This is a genomic window from Rhodococcus sp. ARC_M12 (assembly GCF_022810385.1).
Classification (GTDB): domain Bacteria; phylum Actinomycetota; class Actinomycetes; order Mycobacteriales; family Mycobacteriaceae; genus Rhodococcoides; species Rhodococcoides navarretei.
The window spans coordinates 60,452-81,125 of the sequence record NZ_JALGQI010000012.1; the positions used below are offsets into that span (position 1 = coordinate 60,452).

Annotated in this window: 17 protein-coding genes; 10 read left to right on the top strand and 7 right to left on the bottom strand. The window is 66.2% G+C overall.

Annotation, left to right across the window (positions count from 1 at the left end; genetic code table 11):
• The first annotated feature begins 42 nt into the window (after nt 1–42).
• A complete protein-coding gene (locus tag MTX35_RS16305) occupies nt 43–1,284 on the top strand; it encodes an AI-2E family transporter (protein ID WP_374230312.1) in 1,242 nt (413 codons plus the stop codon).
• On the opposite strand, the gene MTX35_RS16310 is transcribed toward MTX35_RS16305, so the two are convergent.
• Nucleotides 1,266–4,274, bottom strand: coding sequence for an AAA family ATPase (locus MTX35_RS16310; protein ID WP_243595990.1), 3,009 nt, complete (start codon nt 4,272–4,274; stop codon nt 1,266–1,268). The two genes, MTX35_RS16305 and MTX35_RS16310, sit on opposite strands and share 19 nt — an antisense overlap.
• Nucleotides 4,271–5,461, bottom strand: a complete 1,191-nt coding sequence (locus MTX35_RS16315; RefSeq protein ID WP_243595991.1) for an exonuclease SbcCD subunit D — start codon at nt 5,459–5,461, stop codon at nt 4,271–4,273. The genes MTX35_RS16310 and MTX35_RS16315 overlap by 4 nt, the downstream gene beginning before the upstream one ends.
• A 123-nt stretch (nt 5,462–5,584) precedes the next feature.
• Between MTX35_RS16315 and MTX35_RS16320 the strand changes: the two genes are divergently transcribed.
• Nucleotides 5,585–6,751: a DNA recombination protein RmuC gene (locus MTX35_RS16320; RefSeq protein WP_243595992.1), complete on the top strand. Its 1,167-nt coding sequence runs from the start codon at nt 5,585–5,587 to the stop codon at nt 6,749–6,751.
• Nucleotides 6,752–6,771: 20 nt separating this feature from the next.
• The gene (locus tag MTX35_RS16325) at nt 6,772–7,911 is read left to right on the top strand and encodes a DUF6542 domain-containing protein (RefSeq protein ID WP_243595993.1); all 1,140 of its coding nucleotides are present in this window, start codon (nt 6,772–6,774) and stop codon (nt 7,909–7,911) included.
• A gap of 82 nt (nt 7,912–7,993) precedes the next feature.
• On the opposite strand, the gene MTX35_RS16330 is transcribed toward MTX35_RS16325, so the two are convergent.
• Nucleotides 7,994–9,001 carry a 4-hydroxy-3-methylbut-2-enyl diphosphate reductase gene (locus MTX35_RS16330; RefSeq protein WP_243595994.1) on the bottom strand — a complete coding sequence of 336 codons (1,008 nt, stop codon included), beginning with the start codon at nt 8,999–9,001 and terminating at the stop codon, nt 7,994–7,996.
• A gap of 122 nt (nt 9,002–9,123) precedes the next feature.
• Here MTX35_RS16330 and MTX35_RS16335 point away from each other — a divergent pair, with 122 nt between their 5' ends.
• Genes MTX35_RS16335 through MTX35_RS16345 form a run of 3 tightly spaced genes read left to right on the top strand, consistent with a single transcriptional unit; the run spans nt 9,124 to nt 11,236 of the window.
• Nucleotides 9,124–9,741: a lipid droplet-associated protein gene (locus tag MTX35_RS16335; protein WP_243595995.1), complete on the top strand. Its 618-nt coding sequence runs from the start codon at nt 9,124–9,126 to the stop codon at nt 9,739–9,741.
• Complete coding sequence (gene xseA / locus MTX35_RS16340; protein ID WP_243595996.1) at nt 9,738–11,000, top strand: exodeoxyribonuclease VII large subunit; 1,263 nt, start codon at nt 9,738–9,740, stop codon at nt 10,998–11,000. Before MTX35_RS16335 ends, xseA begins: the two co-directional genes overlap by 4 nt.
• A gap of 14 nt (nt 11,001–11,014) precedes the next feature.
• Complete coding sequence (locus MTX35_RS16345) at nt 11,015–11,236, top strand: exodeoxyribonuclease VII small subunit (RefSeq protein WP_037191413.1); 222 nt, start codon at nt 11,015–11,017, stop codon at nt 11,234–11,236.
• Here the strand turns inward: MTX35_RS16345 and MTX35_RS16350 are convergent.
• A complete protein-coding gene (locus tag MTX35_RS16350; protein WP_243595997.1) occupies nt 11,233–11,805 on the bottom strand; it encodes a DUF4245 domain-containing protein in 573 nt (190 codons plus the stop codon). The genes MTX35_RS16345 and MTX35_RS16350 overlap by 4 nt on opposite strands.
• A 135-nt stretch (nt 11,806–11,940) precedes the next feature.
• Between MTX35_RS16350 and glpX the strand changes: the two genes are divergently transcribed.
• A complete protein-coding gene (glpX, locus tag MTX35_RS16355; RefSeq protein WP_243595998.1) occupies nt 11,941–12,981 on the top strand; it encodes a class II fructose-bisphosphatase in 1,041 nt (346 codons plus the stop codon).
• Between the two features lie 47 nt (nt 12,982–13,028).
• Nucleotides 13,029–14,429 carry a class II fumarate hydratase gene (locus MTX35_RS16360; RefSeq protein ID WP_243595999.1) on the top strand — a complete coding sequence of 467 codons (1,401 nt, stop codon included), beginning with the start codon at nt 13,029–13,031 and terminating at the stop codon, nt 14,427–14,429.
• Between the two features lie 101 nt (nt 14,430–14,530).
• Here MTX35_RS16360 and MTX35_RS16365 read toward each other — a convergent pair whose 3' ends face one another.
• The gene (locus tag MTX35_RS16365; RefSeq protein ID WP_243596000.1) at nt 14,531–15,388 is read right to left on the bottom strand and encodes an acyl-ACP desaturase; all 858 of its coding nucleotides are present in this window, start codon (nt 15,386–15,388) and stop codon (nt 14,531–14,533) included.
• A 130-nt stretch (nt 15,389–15,518) separates the two neighbouring features.
• Here MTX35_RS16365 and MTX35_RS16370 point away from each other — a divergent pair, with 130 nt between their 5' ends.
• Both MTX35_RS16370 and MTX35_RS16375 read left to right on the top strand, forming a co-directional pair.
• Nucleotides 15,519–17,111 carry a serine hydrolase gene (locus MTX35_RS16370; protein WP_374230317.1) on the top strand — a complete coding sequence of 531 codons (1,593 nt, stop codon included), beginning with the start codon at nt 15,519–15,521 and terminating at the stop codon, nt 17,109–17,111.
• Nucleotides 17,108–17,515, top strand: a complete 408-nt coding sequence (locus MTX35_RS16375; protein WP_243596002.1) for a limonene-1,2-epoxide hydrolase family protein — start codon at nt 17,108–17,110, stop codon at nt 17,513–17,515. The genes MTX35_RS16370 and MTX35_RS16375 overlap by 4 nt, the downstream gene beginning before the upstream one ends.
• 87 nt (nt 17,516–17,602) lie before the next feature.
• Here MTX35_RS16375 and MTX35_RS16380 read toward each other — a convergent pair whose 3' ends face one another.
• Together MTX35_RS16380 and glyA are read right to left on the bottom strand one after the other, a co-directional pair.
• The gene (locus MTX35_RS16380; protein WP_243596003.1) at nt 17,603–18,928 is read right to left on the bottom strand and encodes a PhoH family protein; all 1,326 of its coding nucleotides are present in this window, start codon (nt 18,926–18,928) and stop codon (nt 17,603–17,605) included.
• Between the two features lie 460 nt (nt 18,929–19,388).
• Nucleotides 19,389–20,672 carry a serine hydroxymethyltransferase gene (gene glyA, locus MTX35_RS16385; protein ID WP_243596004.1) on the bottom strand — a complete coding sequence of 428 codons (1,284 nt, stop codon included), beginning with the start codon at nt 20,670–20,672 and terminating at the stop codon, nt 19,389–19,391.
• Nucleotides 20,673–20,674: the final 2 nt, after the last annotated feature.

The following is a 20,674-nucleotide window of genomic DNA, read 5'->3' on the forward strand; positions in this document are numbered from 1 at the left end:
GTTCATCACGAACCGCCAACCGCCGACTGTGAGGACCCCACCGTGACCGAATCGGCAGTTCCCGGTAGTACGTCGAAGTCCGAGAAGCCCGGCAGTGATCGCGGTGACCTCATCGGGGTCGGCGGTCTGTGGCTTGCCAAGTGGTCGCTCATTCTCATTTCGATCGCTGCCGGGGCGTGGGTACTGGGCTGGCTGATCGGCCACCTCTGGGTGATCCTGCTGCCGGTTCTGCTCGCTGTCATCGTCGCGACGGTGCTGTGGCCGCCGGCGAAACTGATGATGCGTCTGGGATTTCCTCCCGCACTGGCCGCCTCGGTGTCGCTCGTGGTGTTCTTCGTCGTCATCGGCGGCATCATCACCCTGATCGTTCCGTCGGTCGCCGAACAGGCTCCCGAGTTGGTGGACCAGGCGTCCGGCGGTATCGCGCAGGTTCAGGACTGGTTGAAGGGGCCGCCGCTGAACATCGGCGACGACCAGATCGACTCGGCGGTATCGGCGATCGTGTCTCGGCTACAGGACAGCGGGGAGGTCATCGCCACCGGCGTCTTCACCGGCGTCTCCGCGGCCGGCTCGCTGTTGGTCACTCTGGCGCTGGTGTTGGTGCTGACGTTCTTCTTCGTCAAGGACGGCCCGAGGTTCCTGCCGTGGCTGCACGGGTTCTCCGGTGGCCGCGCCGGACGCCACCTGGGCGAGGTGCTCTCACGAATGTGGGCGACGCTGGGCGGATTCATCCGAACTCAGGCCATCGTCAGTTTCATCGATGCCTTCTTCATCGGACTCGGACTGGTCATTCTGGGTGTTCCGCTGGCGTTGGTGTTGGCGACCCTGACGTTCATCGGTGGCTTCATCCCGATCGTCGGTGCGTTCGTCGCAGGTGCTCTCGCGGTACTGGTCGCCCTGGTGGCGAACGGGCTGACGACTGCGTTGATCGTGCTCGCCATCATCGTTGCGGTCCAGCAGTTGGAAGGCAATGTGCTGCAGCCGATCCTGCAGAGCCGCAGCATGAACTTGCACCCGGCGATCGTGCTGCTGGCCGTGGCGGGCGGCAGCTCACTGTTCGGCATCATCGGCGCGTTCCTCGCCGTCCCGGCGGCCGCAGTGGCCGCTGTGCTGATCCGGTACCTGTCCGAGCAGATCGACGAACGCTCGAACGAACCGGATCAGGACGAACTCGAAGACGAAATCCCGCCGCCCGATGGGCTGACCGAGGAGCAGGCCGGTCTGGACGACGAGGACGAGTCGAAATCCGACAAACCTGCTTCAGGTCAGGACGCTACGACCTGAAGGGTGGATCCGGAACGCTCCCGCTTGACGTAGAGCCGGCTGGGAATGCGTTGCCGCATCTCGTCGACATGGCTGACCACGCCCACGACGCGTCCGCCTGCACGTAGTTCGTCGAGAACCGCCATCACGGATTCGAGCGTGTCGGCGTCGAGTGTGCCGAATCCTTCGTCGATGAACATGGTGTCGAGGACAACACCGCCGGACTCGGCGGCCACGACGTCGGCCAGGCCCAACGCGAGCGAGAGCGACGCGAGAAACGCCTCACCGCCCGAGAGTGTCTTGGCCGAGCGCACGACGCCGGTGTAGTCGTCCCTGATGTCCAGCCCGAGACCACCCCGTTTTCCGCGGACGCCGGCCTCGTCGGAGTGCACGAATTCGTAGCGCCCCGAGGACATTCGACGCAGCCGCGCGGATGCGGACTCGGCCACGTCCTCGAGCCGCGACGCGAGTACGTAGGAGCGCAACGACATCTTGCGCGCATTCTGCCCCCGACCTGCCACCACGTCCGCCAGGTTGGCGAGTTCGTCGAATTCGGCGCGTTGTGGCGCGATGGCCTGGGCGGCGGTGAACAATTCGGCGATCAGGCGTTCCAGGTCGTCTGCGCGCCTTCGGCTTTCCGCCACCGTCGCAGCAGCAGCCCGGACCTCGTCGTCCAGCTCGGCGCACGCCTGATCGAGCGGTTCCAGATCCGCAGGCGGCCGACCTGCCACGTCCACGATGGCGGGCTCGCGCAGCACGTGCTCGGCATGCGCACGCGTCTCCTCTGCGGTGCGCAGCTCGGTCTCGATCTGCTCGACGCGGTCGGCGGCCAGCACTGCCCCGGCCGCTGCGTCGACCGACTCGAAGTTCGACGCCTGTACCCGTCGGTCCAGTTCGGCTGCCAGTGCATCCGCCCGCACGGTGGCGTCGAGCCAGGCGATGCGCGCTTCCTGAATTCGCCGGGCACCGTCGATCAGGTTCTCTCGCTCCGCGATTCGATCTGCCAGCGACGCGCCCTCGTTCACTTCCTCGGCTACCGACGCCCGCATCTGCGCCAGCGATTCCTCGGTAGCCGAGATGCGTTCGTCCACGGCACCACGCGAGGCGACGAGATCGTGGAGCGTGACCGTCAGCGCCTGCGACTCGCTCCGCAGGCGGTTCATTTCTGCGGTTGCCGGTTCGACATCGGCGGCCCGCGCTCGGGCGTCCTGCACTGCGGTGGTTGCGGCATCGAGCATCTGGGTCAACTCCGCCGCGGAGACCCCGCCGGTACGGTCGTGCAGCAGGTCGACGCCACGTCGCGCTTCCGCAACCTCCGCGACCCCTCGATCGAGCGCAGCGGCGGCCTTGCGTTCTGCGGCAGCGGCCTTGTCTTCCTGTGCCTTGGTCACCGTCGACATGGACGCTGCAGCGGGATGCGGGTGCACCTCCGATCCGCACACGACGCACGGCTCCCCCGCCTCCAGACGGGCCGCCAGCTCGGCCGCCATCCCGTCGATGCGTCGCTCACGGAGATCGAGCAGATGCTCCCAGGCCGTGTTGTGCGCTGCCGCGGCGGCGTCGCGGGCACGTTCGGCCTCGGCCAGAGTCGCGCGCTGACGAACCAATTCGAGTGCGGACTCGGCCGCCGCGCGGGCCCGACCGCAGCGCTCCTCCAGGCCCGGCAACTCTGCCGCAGCCGAGGCGGCTCGGGCCATCCGTGATTCGACCGCCGCGATCTTCTCGGGCACGGAGGCCTGCGACTGCACGGTGCGCTCGATCGCCGCCGCGGTGGTGCGTTGCTGCGCACGGTAGTCGGCGAGAGTGCCGTCGAGTCGGTCGGCCTCGCGGGCAAGACCGAGCAGCGACTGCAGCCGAGCGACATCGGTGGTCCAGTCGCGCACGAACTGTGCGACGACAGCGCGCTCGTCCGACGGATCGGTCGGCGCGGGCGGCCAGTGCAGTGCAGCGTGAAAGCGCTGCCCCTCCGCCGTTGTCGGTAGGCCACGCTCCGCCGCAGCGAGTGCGGCGGTGGCCGCGTCGGTGGTCAGGCGTGCGAGGCGAAGGTCTCCGGCCGCGTCCGCGATCGGCCCTGCAGCCGCGGAGTCGGCGAGCTCGGTTCTGCGCGCCAGTCGTGCCGCCTCGCCCTCCTCGTAGTGCGCGAGTTGGCCCTCGGCGAGAGCGCGTCGCCGCTGCAGATCGAGAACGGTGGTGGCCTTCGCCAGAGCTGCCGACGCACGCCGAGCTGCCGCGTCGATCAGCACCGCCCGGCCCTGCGCGAGGGTTCGATTCTGCCGGGCATCGTCCAGGACGTCGGCCGCCCACTCGAGTGGATCGGGCTGTTCGCTGTCCTCGCTCGTGGGCTCGGGCTCTCCCGACGCCTGCGATACGCGCCCCAGCATGATGTCGATGGCGTGGTGGGCGTCGGCGAGTTCGGCGGCGAGCTCCCGGCGGCGCTGCGCGAACCACTCTTCGACGTCACCGAATCGGCCTGTGTCGAAGAGTCTTTCGAGTAGGTTTCCGCGTTCGTCGCTGTCGGCTCGGAGGAATCGCGCGAACTCGCCCTGCGGCAGCAGCACCACCTGAAAGAACTGGTCGGCGCTCATCCCGAGCAGCGCATTGACGGCGTCACCGATCTCATTGAGCCGGGTGAGGTTCTGCCCGCGGCCGTCGAGCCAGGTGAGACTGGCTTTGGCGTGCTGTTTGGTAGTACCCGTGCTTCGAAGCTTGGGCCGCAGGAACTCCGGGCTGCGTACTATCCTGATGCGTCGCCCACCGAGTGTGGCCTCCAACGTGACCTGTGGAACCGCGCCCTTGGCTGCGTGATCGGACAGCAGTCGCTTGCCCTCGCGACGGGCTCCGGGCACGGTTCCGTACAGCGCGAACGCCACGGCGTCGAGCACCGTCGTCTTGCCCGCTCCGGTGTGGCCGTGCAACAGGAAGAGCCCGTCTGCTCCCAGCGCATCGAAGTCCACCGTCTCGGTGCCCGCGAAAGGGCCGAAGGCGGTGATCTCGAGTGAATGCAGCCTCATGCGGCACCGCGGCCGGCGGCGGTGGCCGGCCCGCGGGTGGTCTCGGCCTCACGGTGGACGGAGGCCAGAGCGCGAGCCAGAAGTGCGGACTCCGCTGCCGTCGGCACACTGCGCATATCCGTCACGAACGAAGTGGCGATGTCGAGATCGCTACGGCCGCGCACACGGTCACGGTAGCGAAGCTCGCCCGAGCCCTCCGGGCGACGCCATTCCAGGTGGATCGCGTGCGGGAAACGCTGCTGCAGCAATCGCATTGCGTCGACCGGACGCACCTCGTCGGTGAGCACGGCGGAAACGTATTGATCCTCGAACTCGAAATACGCTGCGCCCGTTGTCAATTCCTCGACGGTGCCTTCGATACGGGCGAGTCCGCGCACCACCGGCAGGTCCACTCGCTCTACGCTGCCGAGCCCGTTCGCGTCGAGGTCGAGAATCCACACCGCCTTGCGGTGCGACCGCTCGCCGAACGAATAGGGCAACGGCGAACCGGAATACCGCACCCGGTCGGTCAGTGTCTGAGGGGAATGCAGATGTCCGAGCGCCACGTAGTCGACCCCGTCGAACGCCGACGCAGGCGCGGTTTCGATGCCGCCGGAGGAGATCGACCGCTCCGAGCCGGTCGCCTCACCGCCGACTATGAATGCGTGGGCGAGCACGACCGATCGAACGCGTTGCCCTGCTTCACTTCTCGCAGCGAGGTCGCCGCGCACCCGATCCATTGCGGCACCGAGCACATCGGCGTGAGTACGTGCGGTGGGAACGTCGAGTTCGAGGCGCGTGGTTTCTGGCTCGAGATACGGAATCCCGTAGAACGCAACGCCGCCGTGCTCGTCGTCGATGACGACCGGGGTGGCGACGTCGCCCACCCGAGTCATCAGATGCAACCCGCCGGCCGAGGCGAACGCAGCGCCTGCGCCCAGCCGTGCGGGTGAATCGTGGTTTCCCGACGTCGCGACGATCACGGCACCGGCCGCACGAATCGCCTCGAGCCCGCGGTTGCAGACCAGGACGGCATCGGCACTGGGAACAGCGCGGTCGTAGATGTCGCCGGGCACCACCACCACATCGATCGATTGTGCCGCAACCAGTTCCGCGATGGACGCCAGCACAGCGCTCTGATCGGCCAACAGGTCGACACCGTGAAAGGTGCGACCGATGTGCCAGTCCGAGGTGTGCAGGATTCTCATACCGACGACGCTATCGGGAACCACCGACAAACTCCTCGAGGTGCCTCGGCCTGTCGGACGTGAGCTGCTGTCCACAGCCTTCGAGAACCGAAGTTGTCGGTACCGTCCTGCATCATCTGCCCCATGAACATTCTCACCGCGTTCGGCCTGCTCGTCGCCCTCGGTATCGGCGCGGTCGTCGGCTGGTTGCTGCATGCCTCCCGGATGGGCGATCGTGCCGTACGAGCCGAGGCACAGCTGTTCGCGCTGCGTGAGCACGAGAGCATGCTTCGGCAGTCGCTCAGTGCGGTCAACGAGGATTCGGCGCGGCGCAATTCGACCGTCATCGGTCAGCAGGTCTCGCATCTGGTCGAGCCCTTGCACGACGCCGTCGATGCTCTCTCCGAGCACGTACGGCAGGTTGAGCACAACCGCATCCGGGCGTATGCGGGGCTGTCGGAGCAGGTCACCGGTATGCATCGCGCGTCGATGCATCTGTCGACGCAGACCGGTCAGCTGGTCACGGCTCTGCGCGCGCCGCAGATTCGGGGCAGGTGGGGCGAGATCCAGCTCGAGCGCGTCGTCGAGCTCGCCGGCATGGTCAAGCACTGTGATTTCGACACTCAGGTCAGCAAGGACGGCATCCGACCCGACATGATCGTGCGTCTCGCCGGCGGTCGACAGATCGTGGTCGACGCCAAGGTTCCGTTCGCGGCCTACCTCGACGCCGCTCAGGACGAGGAACCCGGCACGCGCGAGAAGAACCTGCGTCGCCATGCCAAGCAACTGCGCACCCATATCGATCAGTTGGCCGACAAGGCGTACTGGCAGGCATTCGAACCGACGCCGGAGTTCGTCGTGCTGTTCGTTCCCGGCGACCCGTTTCTCGACGCGGCGCTGACGTCGGACACCGGTCTGCTGGAGTACGCCTTCGGCCGGAACGTGATCCTGGCCACCCCCACCACCCTGGTCGCGCTACTGAGGACCGTCGCGTACACGTGGAAACAGGAGTCACTGGCCGAGGACGCCGCACGCATCCAGCAGCTGGGACGTGAGCTGTACACGCGCATCGGCGTCGTGTCGACACACCTGGACAAGCTCGGTGCGCACCTCGGCAAGGCCGTCGAGTCCTTCAATTCCACCGTCGGGTCCGTCGATACCCGGGTGAGCGTTACGGCAAGAAAGCTGCACGAGCTCGAGCTGTTCGACGCCGAGCCGGTGGACATCGCCCGAGTGGACGAGCGACCGAAACTGTCCGATTCGTCCCGCTACCGGCACGACTTCGGTCATGTCAGCGATGCAGTCGGCTGAACAACGGCTAACCTCGGGGGGTGTCTACCTCCCAACGTGCCCGCTCCGGGGTACCGCTGGATCACCGATCCATCCTCGCGACTCTGCCCGGCATACCAGCATGGGGTGCCGTCGCGATCGCCGCGGGACTGACCTTTCTCGGATTTCTCATCGATGCCGCCCGCGGTACCGAGCTGACCGGTGCGTTCGCGTTCATGTACGTCCTGGGCTGCATCGCCGGCGTTCTTCTCGTCCGTTTCCGTGGACTGTTCACGGCGATGGTGCAAGCCCCACTGATTCTGTTCGTGGCGGTCCCGCTGTCCTACCAGTACTTCACCGACAACGCCGGCACCGGACTCAAGGACATCATCCTCAACGTCGCCATCCCGCTGGTCAACCGCTTCCCCTTGATGCTTCTCGGCACCCTGGTGGCCGTCGGACTCGGAGCACTGCGCATCGTTCTCAAACGGCAGAACACGCATGCCCCCGCACAACGACGCAGCCCGAAGCTCAGCGACGACAAGCCCACCAGAGCACAGCGACGAGCACAGGAAGAGCGCCCCGAACGATCTCGCAGGCGAACAGCCGCAGCCGATCGCACCCCCGACTCTGCGGCCGAGGCCACCGACATCGTGCCCGGGCCGTACGTCGGTCGCAGAAGCACCGATTCTCGCCCGCGCAACGCCACCGACCCTCGGTCGACCTCTCGCCCCGGCTCGCGTGGCACGGCTGATTCACCGGCGACTCCGCGCCGCTCGTCTGCACCGACATCGCAGTCGCGATACGCCGCCACCGACTCCCCTCGGCAGGACCGCAAGCCCGAACACCAGACGCCGGAGTACCCGCGAGCGCAGTATCCGCAGGCACAGCCCCGGCCGGCACAGTCACGTGAAACACAGCGGCCGCAGCCGTCCGAGTCGCGCTACGGGTCAGAGCCTCGTCATTCCGGCGAAGCCCGGTATTCGACCGAACCTCGTCGCGAGCGGTCTGCCCGGGTTCACGCTCCGCGCGAGGTGGCGGATCCCTACAGCACGGGACCCCGGCCCGTCGTGACTCCTCGGACGAGCAACTCCTCTGCAGACGACAGCCAGGGCGATCACGCTCTGCCGACTCCGCATCGGGACGACATTCCCCCGCATCCGGTGCCGCGGGTTCGCTACCGCGACCGTCCCAGCGACTAGTTCGTACGAAAAACGCCCCGTATCGGTTCCCTCACTTCTGGGCAGGGGTTCCGATACGGGGCGTTCTCGTGGGGCCTTGCCACTAGCGAGCGGGGCGCAGCTCGCGGGGCAGGGAGAACACTAGAGTCTCGTTTGCCGTGGTGACCGGCTGTACGTCGGCGTAGCCGTGCTCGGCGAACAGTTCGATGACGCCCTGCACCAGAATCTCGGGAACGGACGCACCCGAGGTGATGCCGATCGTCTCGACCCCGTCGAGCCAGGCCAGATCGATTTCCTTCGCGTAGTCGACGAGGTAGCTCGCCCGCGCACCGGCACCGAGCGCAACCTCGACCAACCGCACGGAGTTCGAGGAATTCCTGGAGCCGACGACGATCACCAGATCGCATTCCGGTGCCATCGCCTTCACCGCGACCTGGCGATTCTGGGTGGCGTAGCAGATGTCGTCACTCGGCGGGTCCTGCAGCGTCGGGAAGCGCTCACGGAGCTTGGCGACCGTCATCATCGTCTCGTCGACGCTCAACGTGGTCTGGGACAGCCAGATGACCTTGTTCTCGTCTCGGACGGTGACACTGTCGACCGAATCGGGGCCGTCGACCAGCTGAATGTGTTCGGGAGCCTCGCCTGCGGTGCCCTCGACCTCCTCATGGCCCTCGTGGCCGATGAGCAAAATGTCGTAGTCGTCCCTGGCGAAGCGCTTGGCCTCCTGGTGCACCTTGGTCACCAACGGGCAGGTGGCGTCGATGGTGCGCAGGCTGCGGTCGGCAGCGGAGGCGTGCACCGCAGGTGAGACGCCGTGCGCGGAGAACACCAGCAGCGATCCCTCGGGAACCTCGTCGGTCTCCTCCACGAACACTGCGCCACGGTCGGACAGCGTCTCGACGACATGTCGGTTGTGCACGATCTCCTTGCGCACGTACACCGGCGCACCGTGCTGCTCCAGCGCTTTCTCGACGGTCTCGACCGCTCGATCGACACCCGCGCAGTAACCCCGCGGCTCTGCGAGCAGCACTCGTTTACCCCCGGCGTACGAGGACTTCCCCGCGCCGGCGGAGTGTGCAATACCAAGATTCAGAGGAACAGCCGAAGACATACCTACCAGGATACGTGCACCCAGCACGCCTGCCTCGCTTCCGAGTCCTCCAGCCCCCGCTGCGAGGGGTCGTACCGCCTGTCGGCTACCCAAAGTTCACCGTTTCGGGCAGTCTGGTGCACATGACTCGAGTCCCCTTTGCAGCGCGTGTGGCTGCAGGCGTCGCCGTGACCGTCGTGGAAGAGGCTCGCAAGCTTCCCGGTTCCGCCCTGATGCTGCCGATGACGGTCGTCAGCGAGGCACTGGCGCGCAGCATGCGATTCCAGCAGCAGGTGACCGCGTTGGCCATCAAGGGCGATCTGGTGATCGCGAGCCTCCCGGTCATCGGGACCCCGAGCGAGGAGCAGCCCGCCTGGGCCAGCTTCGACGAGGACGGGGACGAGACCTCGGTCACCGAGTCGATGTTCGACGCCGCTGTCATCACCGACGACGTCGACGTGCCCGACGCACCCGTTGCCGAGCCCGTCGCGGCGAACGGCCGCTTCGCGCTGTACTCGACGCCTCCGCTGGACGAGCCGGTCCAGGACAGCGCGGCCAAGCGCGGTCCCGCAGCAGACAAGCCCGAGATCGTCGAGATGATCGACTTCGACACCCTCGCCCTGGCTCAGTTGCGAGCCCGTCTGCGCACACTCTCGATCGAGGAACTCGAAACACTGCTCGACTACGAGAACGACACGCTCTCCCGCGCACCCTTCCAGACGATGCTCGCCAACCGCATCACCACCGCCAAGGCCAAGTGAGCACTCCCCCACCCCAGTCCGGTCCCACCCAGCCGGGTGCAAGCACCGCCGAACAGCCATGGCCGGTGCGTACCGTCGCCATGAAGGTCGCCGGCTGGATCGACAAGCTCGGCTCCATCTGGGTCGAGGGCCAGCTCACGCAGATCAACGCTCGTCCGGGCACCAGGACGGCCTTTCTGACGCTGCGTGATCCGTCGGCCGACATGTCGTTGTCGGTGACGTGTTCGCCACAGCTGCTCGACCGTTCTCCGGTTCCACTGACCGAGGGTGCGCGCGTCATTCTCTACGGCAAGCTGTCGTTCTTCACCGGTCGAGGGACGATTTCGCTGCGCGCCACGGACATTCGCGCTGTTGGCGTCGGCGAACTCCTCGCCCGCATCGAGCGGCTCAGAGCCCTGCTCGCCGCCGAGGGCTTGTTCGACCCACGCCTCAAGCGTCCGCTGCCGTTCCTGCCGGGCACCATCGGCTTGATCACCGCTCGCGCCAGCGCGGCCGAGAAGGACGTACTCACCGTCGCCCAGAGGCGTTGGCCTGCGGTCCGATTCGAGGTTCGCAACACTCCGGTCCAGGGCCCGCAGTCGGTGCCGGCGATTCTGGACGCACTGAAGGATCTGAACGACGACCCCGGCGTCGACGTCATCATCCTCGCCCGCGGCGGCGGTAGCGTCGAGGACCTGCTGCCGTTCTCGGACGAGGCTCTGTGTCGCGCCATCTCTCGGGCGACGACGCCGATCGTCAGTGCCATCGGCCACGAACCCGACAGCCCGCTCAGCGATCACGTCGCGGATCTGCGGGCCGCAACCCCTACCGATGCCGCCAAACTCGTGGTGCCCGACGCCGTCGCCGAACAAACCCTCGTCTCGGAACTGAAGTCGAGAAGCGCTGCAGCACTCCGCAATTGGGTCGAGCGCGAGGCGCGCGGATTGGACATGCTCCGACACCGGCCGGTGCTGGCAGATCCACTGGCCTCGCTCGAGCAACGTCGCGAGGAGGTTCGACGCCTCCTCGACGCCGCCCGACGCGACGTGCAACGCGAACTCACCACCCAGGACACACTCGTCGAACATCTTCGGGCGCGGCTGTCGACGTTGGGACCGGCTGCCACACTGGCTCGGGGCTATGCCGTCGTACAGCGGGTGGTTGCGGGTTCGGATCCCGAGGTACTGCGTTCGGTAGAGGACGCGCCACCGGGTACACAGATCAGAGTGCGGGTGGCCGACGGTGCCGTCACCGCCGCAGTCATGGGACGGGTCAGATGACAGAAGGAGTACGGATGAGCGAGAACGACAAGCCGGTATCGGAATTGGGCTACGAAGAGGCCCGCGACGAACTCGTGGGTGTGGTGAAGATCCTCGAGCAGGGCGGACTCGATCTCGACGCCTCCCTGGCCCTGTGGGAGCGGGGAGAGCAGCTGGCCACTCGCTGCGAGGAGCAACTCGCCGGTGCCCGCAAACGTATCGAGACCGCGCTCGCGAGCACCGAGAAGGACAGCTAGGGCGCGAGCGGTTCGGTGACCTCGAGTGCCTGTGCGAGCGTGGTGAATTCCTCTGTGGTGGCGGTACCGCCCAGCAGGATTCGCACGTCGCCGAAGTCCGAGACCCAGTAGGTCCGCGAACCCTCTTCGCCGTAGACCACCCAATCTCGGCCCGACACGTTCTGCGCACCCGACGCGTACACCGTCTCGTCGCCTGCCACGAAGGGAACCAACACGTCCTCGACGGCGCTGGTCTGGGTCAGTTGGAGATACGCACCCGATCCGGTGATGTATCCGACAGTCGACACCGGTCCGCCGTTGTCGCCCGAGATCGTTGCGCTACTGCCCGAATTCGGCGTCCAGTCCTCGGGAACGACCGGGTTGCGCACCGGAAAGCCGATCTGCGATGCGTCGTACTGCAACGCGGTGTCGATGTCGAAGTTCGGAATGGGCCCCTGCTTGGGCCCGCCGGGGCTCAGTGAGCACTGACTGGCGATACCCGCAATCAGCAAACATGCGATGACCAGCGGAATGAGCGACCAGACCATGTCGCGGCTGTTGTTGAGAATCCGAGGTTTGCTGTTTGCCACCTCACCAGTATCCCCTGTGCGCGGCAGTGCTCGGTCGGCGCGTGCCTCACACCCGACCCGACCCCACCGCGGGCATCACAGAAGTGAGATAATCGCGCCTGGGTAACACCCCACCAACCAGGAGGCTACAAACCGATGACGGCCAGCACCGAGTCCACTCGCGCCATGGCGCCAGATCGCAACCTCGCACTCGAACTCGTACGCGTCACCGAGGCCGGTGCGCTCGCCTCGGGTCGCTGGGTCGGTCGCGGCGACAAGGAAGGTGGCGACGGTGCTGCGGTCGACGCCATGCGTCAGTTGGTCAGCTCGGTCTCGATGCGTGGCGTCGTCGTCATCGGCGAGGGCGAGAAGGACGAAGCGCCGATGCTCTACAACGGCGAGCAGGTCGGCAACGGCAACGGCCCCGAGGTCGACTTCGCCGTCGATCCCGTCGACGGCACCACGCTGATGGCCAAGGGCATGCCCAACGCCATCTCGGTTCTCGCCGTCGCCGAGCGCGGCGCGATGTTCGACCCGTCCGCCGTCTTCTACATGAGGAAGATCGCCGTCGGACCCGACTTCGCAGACGTCATCGACATCACCGCACCGGTCGCGGAGAACATCGCCCGCGTCGCCAAGATCAAGAAGGGATCGACCTCCGACGTCACGGTGTGCATCCTCGACCGGCCCCGGCACGCCGAGCTGATCCAGCAGGTGCGCGATACCGGCGCTCGCATTCGACTGATCTCCGACGGCGACGTCGCCGGTGCCATCGCCGCCGCTCGGCCCACCTCACCCATCGACATCCTGATGGGTACCGGCGGAACTCCCGAGGGCATCATCGCGGCGGCCGCCATGCGCTGCATGGGTGGCGCGCACCAGGGCATGTTGGCTCCGACCGACGACGACGAACGCCAGAAGGCCATCGACGCCGGGCACGATCTCGATCGCGTCCTGTCCACCGAAGACCTGGTCTCGGGCGAGAACGTCTTCTTCACCGCGACCGGCGTCACCGACGGAGACCTGCTCCAGGGCGTCCGCTACTCGGGCGGAGGCGCACACACGCAGTCCATCGTGATGCGCTCGAAGTCCGGCACCGTTCGCATGATCGACGCGTACCACCAGCTCAACAAGCTCAAGGAGTACTCGACCATCGACTTCGACGGCGACACCTCCGGCGCCATCCCGTCCTTCTGACCGTCCGCTCGACGAAGTTTCCGCTCCCCTACCGAGGCAAGAGGTCAATGACAGAGAACGAACAGCAGTTCCGGATCGAGCACGACACCATGGGAGAGGTTCGCGTTCCCATCGATGCGCTCTGGCGTGCCCAGACGCAGCGTGCAGTGGAGAACTTCCCCATCTCGGGCCGCCCGCTCGAGCGCACCCAGATCCGCGCGATGGGCCTGCTCAAGGCGGCCTGCGCACAGGTCAACAAGGATCTCGGTCTGCTCGACGGCGCACTGGCCGACGCGATCGTCGCCGCAGCCACCGAGATCGCCGACGGCAAGCACGACGACCAGTTCCCGATCGACGTCTTCCAGACCGGCTCGGGCACCAGCTCGAACATGAACGCCAACGAGGTCATCGCGTCGATCGCGAAGGCGAACGGCGTCGAGGTGCACCCCAACGATCACGTCAACATGTCGCAGTCCTCCAACGACACGTTCCCGACGGCTACTCATGTCGCCGCCACCGAGGCAGCCGTCACGTCGCTCGTGCCCGCGCTGCGTCACCTGCACGAGGCACTTGTCGTCAAGGCCACCGAGTGGAAGCACGTCGTGAAGTCCGGCCGCACCCACCTGATGGATGCCGTTCCGGTCACCCTCGGTCAGGAATTCGGCGGCTACGCCCGTCAGATCGAGGCCGGCATCGAGCGCGTCGAGGCCACCCTGCCGCGCCTCGGTGAACTGCCCATCGGCGGCACCGCCGTCGGCACCGGCCTCAACGCACCCGACGGCTTCGGCCCGAAAGTCGTTGCAGAACTGGTCAAGTCGACCGGCATCGACGCACTCACCGCAGCCAAGGATTCGTTCGAGGCGCAGGCTGCCCGCGACGGACTCGTCGAGGCATCGGGCGCACTGCGCACCATCGCGGTCTCGCTGACCAAGATTGCCAACGACATTCGCTGGATGGGATCGGGACCGCTCACCGGACTCGGCGAGATCGCCCTTCCTGACCTGCAGCCCGGCAGCTCCATCATGCCCGGCAAGGTCAATCCTGTTCTGCCCGAGGCTGTTACGCAGGTCGCGGCCCAGGTCATCGGCAACGACGCCGCAGTCGCATTCGGCGGCGCATCGGGCGCATTCGAGCTCAACGTCTACATCCCGATGATGGCGCGCAACGTGCTCGAGTCGTTCAAGCTGCTCGCCAACGTTTCGGTACTGTTCGCCGACAAGTGCGTCGTCGGCCTCGAAGCCAATGTGGAGCACCTCAAGACCCTCGCCGAGTCCTCGCCGTCGATCGTGACGCCGTTGAACTCTGCAATCGGTTACGAGGAAGCTGCCGCCGTCGCCAAGCAGGCACTCAAGGAGAAGAAGACGATCCGTCAGACGGTCATCGACCGCGGCCTGATCGGCGACAAACTCAGTGAGGCCGAACTGGACAAGCGCCTGGACGTCCTCGCCATGGCGAAGGTCAAGGACTAGTTTTCCCGTTCGCCCTGCCGGACCCCCTGAACGCGTGAATGGTCCATTGCACCGCCGAGACGTGTGCAATGGACCATTCACGGTTTCGAAGGGGGCGAACCTCAGGCCAGGTGCGCGAGTTCCTCGCGTGCCTTCAGGCCGTCCTCGCCCAGATCGGTGCGATCGAAGATCTTCCAGCCCGCGAGCAGCGGCTTGAACACCTTGTCGCGTTCCTGATCGGCGTCGTAGATTCCGGCTTCGGCGAGGGCGGCGGTGCTGCTGCCGCGGTCGGGGAGGTCGACCTCGGGGATCTTGAATCCGTTGATGCGGTCTGCGATGGCGCGCGCGGCCTGATCGGGCACCACGGCGAAGGCCTCGTCGAGGATGCTGGCGAAGAATGCCGACTGCAGCGCGTCGTCGTCGGCGATCCGGCCGAGGATGGTGGCCAGCACCGGGTCCTTGCCGAGGGCAATGGTGTTGCGGTTCCGCAGCGAGGCTGCCGCTTCCTCGATGGCGAAGTGCGCGAGGATGTCGAGCAGACCCTGGCTGGGCGCATCGAATCCGAGTGTCATGTGCTCCATCCGAACGCGCTCGAGGGCGACCGGGTCGACCGCGCGCGTGAGCACCAGGAAGTTGCGCAGCACGATGGACTGTCGGTTCTCCTCCGAGGTCCAGCGGCCGGTCCACTTCCACCAGGCTCCGAGGCCGGTGAGCGCGTGGGCCAATTCCCGGTGGTACGCGGGCAGGTTGTCCGCCACCAGCACGCCGACCGTGGCGGACAGGATTTCGACATCACTGAGGTGCGACTGCTCCGGCGTCCAGTCCTCGCCGCCGAGGAACGCGAAGTTCTTGCCCTCGTCGAACGGCGCGAGATCGTGTGGATGCCAGTCGCTGGCAGCCTCGATGTGGCGTCGTAGATTCTCTTCGACCGCGGGCTCCAAACGGACCAGCAGATCACCGTCGGACAGGTTCGTAGACATGCGGTAACCGTAGCGCCTGCGCCCGAGCGCCCGACGTCGCGCCCCTGACCATTGTGAATTGTCCTAACGCCCAGGTCGTCGCAGGTCTATTCTCAGGTGCATCCAGTCATCGAAGTGAGGACTCCTCATGATGCGGTCGGGTCGAAATTTTCTGTGTCTTGCTGTTGTGTGCTCGATGGTCGCGCTGGTCGGGTGCTCGAACGACGCACCCACCGCATCCAGCCCCCCGACCTCCGAGCCCTCCCCGCCCAGCGACCTCTCCCCCGGTCAGGTCGCGGGCGTCGATGTTCCTTCCGGTCGCATCGACGAGGCCGTCGGCAAGCTCGACGGCATCGCCGAGGAGCTGATGGCGTCGTCGAACATCCCCGGTATGGCCATTGCCGTCGTGCACGGCTCGGACGTCGTCTACTCGAAAGGCTTCGGCGTTCGCGAAGTGGGCACGGACGACCCCGTCGACGGTGACTCGGTGTTCCAGTTGGCCTCACTGTCCAAATCGGTCGGTGCGACGGTCATCGCGTCCCAGGTGGGAGCGGGCGTGGTCGACTGGTCGACGCCATGGGTCTCGCAGTTGCCGTGGTTCGCGCTCGACGACCCGTGGGTGACCGAGAACATCACGGTCGGCGACTTCTATGCCCATCGAAGCGGCCTACCCGAGCATGCAGGCGATCTGCTCGAGGACCTGGGCTACGACCGGCGCCAGGTTCTCGAACGCCTCCGGGAGGTGCCTCTCGACCCGTTCCGCTCCACCTACCACTACACCAACTTCGGCATCACGGCTGCGGCCGAGGCCGTCGCTGCGGCGTCGGGCAAGGACTGGGACACGCTCAGCCAGGACACGATCTACGGCCCACTGGGCATGACCTCGACGAGCTCGTCATTTTCGGACTACATGGCTCGGGCCGATCGGGCCGTACCTCATGTCCTCGTCGACGGCGAGTACCAGGCGAAGTATCAGCGACAACCCGATCCACAGACCCCGGCCGGTGGCGTCAGCTCCTCGGTGAACGATCTCGCGAAGTGGCTGACGATGCTCGTGGCCGACGGGACCCACGACGGCCGACAGCTGGTCGATCCCGACGCCCTCCTGCCTGCCGTCAGCGCGCAGATCGTCTCGAGCCCCTCCGCGACCCCGGATTCACGCGCGGGCTACTACGGCTTCGGGTTCAATGTCTCCACCAGTGCGGCCGGCCGCACGACGGTGAGCCATTCGGGAGCGTTCGCCCTCGGAGCCGGCACCAACTTCGTGTGGATTCCTTCGCTCGACGTCGCCATCGTCGTACTGACCAACGCCGCACCGATCGGTATCGCCGAAACGGTGACTGCCGAGTTCGCGGACCTCGTCCAGTTCGGTGAGGTGCGGGAGGATTGGCGGACGCTGTACAAGAATGCGTTCGCCGGGATGAGCGAACCGGAGGGCGAGCTCGCGGGCACAACCCGTCCCTCGAATGCTGCTGAACCACAAGCCCTCTCATCGTACGAGGGGGTGTATCAGAACAGCTACTGGGGGCCGGCGACGGTAACGGAGGTCGACCAGAAGCTGACGTTGACCCTGGGCCCCGATGGAACCACCTACGAACTGATGCCCTGGGACGGTGACACGTTCACCTTCGAGCCGAGCGGCGAGAATGCACCCGACGGGTCCATTTCCCAGGCGACGTTCGACGCGAATACGCTGACACTCGAGTTCTTCGACGGCGATGGATTGGGGCGGTTCACGAAATGACCGAGACGCAGCAGGCAACCGAGACCGTAGTGGATCTGTTCGACGCGTTGAGAAGTCGAGATACCGAGCGCGCGATGTCGCTCCTCGACGACCGGATCGTGTGGCACAACGTCGGATTACCGAAGGTACGCGGTCACTCGAACGTGGGCAGGTTCATGGCCACGCTTGCCAAGCCTGCGTTCGGCTTCGACGTGATCGTGCACAACATCGCCGCCGACGGAGCTGTCGTCCTCACCGAGCGCACCGACGTTCTGATCTGGCGGCGGCTCCGGATCGAATTCTGGGTGTGCGGCACCTTCGAGCTGCGCGACGGCAGAGTAGCTGTGTGGCGCGACTATTTCGACAACGTCGATTTCCTGAAAGGCCTTGTGCGCGGGGCATTCCGGGCCGTAGTGGGCCGGTGACCCTTGTGTGCGAAACTTCGTAGTGGGCTGCGAAGTCAGGAGTGGAGCCTGCGGAACGACCCGCAGGCTCCACGCTCACAAGGGGGGTCAGGCTCCCGAAGGCCCGAATTCTTCGAGCATTTCCGTCACCAGTGCCGCGATCGGTGAACGCTCGCTGCGGGTGAGGGTGATGTGCGCGAAAAGTGGGTGGCCCTTGAGCTTTTCGATCACCGCAGCGACTCCATCGTGGCGTCCGACACGCAGGTTGTCTCGCTGAGCGACGTCGTGGGTGAGTACGACGCGTGAGCCCGAACCCAGCCGGGACAGAACCGTCAGCAGGACGTTGCGCTCGAGTGACTGTGCCTCGTCGACGATGACGAAGGAATCGTGCAGCGAGCGACCGCGAATGTGCGTCAGCGGCAACACTTCCAGCATTCCGCGGGCGATGACCTCCTCCATCACCTCCGGGCTCGCGAGCCCTTCGAGGGTGTCGAAGACCGCCTGTCCCCAGGGGCCCATCTTCTCGCTCTCGCTACCGGGGAGATAGCCGAGCTCCTGACCGCCGACGGCGTAGAGCGGCCGGAAGACAACGACTTTCCGATGCGAGCGTCGTTCGAGGACGGCCTCGAGTCCGGCAGTCAGCGCCAGAGCGGACTTACCGGTGCCGGCCTTTCCACCGAGCGAGACGATGCCGATGCTCTCGTCGAGCAGAAGATCCAGCGCCACTCGCTGTTCTGCCGAGCGACCGTGCAGGCCGAACGCCTCTCGCTCACCGCGCACGAGTTGGATCTGCTTGTCGGGCGTGACGCGCCCCAGCGCACTCTGCCGTCCGGCAAGCAGTCGAACTCCGGTGTGGCACGGCAGGTCTCGCGCCTCGGCCAGGTCGATGACACCGTCGTTGAACAGTGTGTCCACGGCGTCGGGCTGCACGTCGAGCTCGGTCATGCCGGTCCACCCGGACGGGACGACGTCGTGTGCGTGGTACTCGTCGGCGGGAAGCCCGACAGCACCGGCCTTGACGCGCAGCGGGATGTCCTTGCTGACCAACACCACATCTTTGCCCTCGGCCGCCAGATTCAGGGCGCACGCGAGGATCCTGGAGTCGTTGGAGTCGGTACGGAATCCGACGGGAAGTACCGAGGGATCGGTGTGGTTGAGCTCGACTTGCAGTGTGCCACCGGAGGTTCCGATGGGGACCGGCTGGTCGAGTCGACCGAACTCGACGCGAAGGTCGTCGAGCATGCGCAAGGATTCCCGCGCGAACCATCCCAATTCGTGATGGTGGCGTTTGCCCTCCAACTCGCTGATCACGATCAACGGAAGTACCACATTGTGCTCGGCGAACCGAATAACTGCCCAGGGATCCGAGAGCAGGACCGAGGTATCGAGCACGAATGTCCGAAGAGGGGCGGAAACGGAGCGTGAAGTGGTCACGTGGGGCTCCTACGTCTGCGCGGTACCGCGCAAACTCTGTCGCTCGGCCGGTCGGGTCCGATGTGTCAGGTGACACGAGGACCGGGTACCGGCCCTCTCGCGCTCACTAGCTCAGTCACGTATCAGAACCTCCCGCACAGGTAGCTTCCCCGCTGCCTGTTACTGCCGACGGTACCGCCGAAATCGCGTGGGGGCTCGCTGGAAGTCTGGCGTGTCGGTGAACAACGCGTTACGTCGACATCGCCCCAGGTCGGCAGCCAACCGGTGCCGAACGCGCCCTCCCCGGACGCGTCAATGGACCACTGCATACGTCTGAGCGCTGCAACGGTCCATTGACGCAGACCAGCGTGCTGGGTGAATGGACCACTACATACGTCTGAGCGCTGCAATGGTCCATTGACGCGGAACAGGGTGGGCGGGCGGACCGGGGTGGGCGGGTGAGGGTGGGCGAGAGCCAGGGTCAGCCCAGCAATCCCCAGTCTTCGAGGCCCTCGTACAGCGGCGTGCTCTGTGCCAGTTTCACGACGCGATCCTTCAGGGAATCGCTGGCCTCGCCGGTGGCCAGGGCCGTACCGATGATGTCTGCGACCTCGGTGAACTCGGCTTCGCCGAATCCGCGGGTGGCCAGTGCACCGGTGCCGATGCGCAGGCCGGAGGTGACCATAGGCGGGCGCGGGTCGAAGGGCACTGCGTTGCGGTTGACGGTGATGCCGACCTCGTGCAGGAGGTCCTCGGCCTGCTGCCCGTTCATCTCCGAGTTGCGCAGGTCGACGAGAGCGAGGTGCACGTCGGTGCCGCCGGTGAGGACCGAGACGCCCTTGTCGGCGACGTCGGATGCGGTGAGGCGCTCGGCGAGCAGCGAGGCACCGCGGAGGGTGCGCTCCTGACGTTCCTTGAACTCGGGCGTGGCGGCGATCTTGAAGGCGACGGCCTTGGCTGCGATGGCGTGCATCAACGGCCCGCCCTGCTGACCGGGGAACACTGCCGAGTTGAGCTTCTTGGCCCATTCCTTCTTGGCCAGGATGATGCCGGAGCGGGGTCCGCCGAGGGTCTTGTGCACGGTGGAGGAGACGACGTCTGCGTACGGCACGGGCGAGGGGTGCACGCCTGCGGCGACGAGTCCGGCGAAGTGCGCCATGTCGACCCAGAGCAGAGCGCCCACTTCGTCGGCGATGGAGCGGAACGCAGCGAAGTCCTGGTGGCGCGGGTAGGCCGACCACCCGGCGATGAGCACCTGCGGCTTGGCGGCGATGGCCTGCTTGCGCACCTCGTCCATGTCGATGCGGTGGTCTTCTTTGCTGACGCCGTAGGACTCGACCTCGTAGAGCTTGCCCGAGAAGTTGAGCTTCATGCCGTGGGTGAGGTGGCCGCCGTGTGCCAGGTCGAGGCCCATGATCTTGTCGCCCGGGTTGATCAGCGCCATCAGCACGGCCGCGTTGGCCTGTGCGCCTGCGTGCGGTTGCACGTTGGCGAACTCGGCACCGAAGAGTTCCTTGGCGCGGTTGCGCGCGAGATCCTCGACGATGTCGACGTGTTCGCAACCGCCGTAGTAGCGGCGGCCGGGGTAGCCCTCGGCGTACTTGTTGGTCAGGACGCTGCCCTGGGCCTGTAGCACCGCGCGGGGGACGAAGTTCTCCGACGCGATCATCTCGAGAGTGTCGCGCTGACGTCCCAGTTCACCGGCCATCGCCTCGGCGACCTCGGGATCGAGTTCGGCCAGTGACAGGTTGTTGACGTCAGTCATAA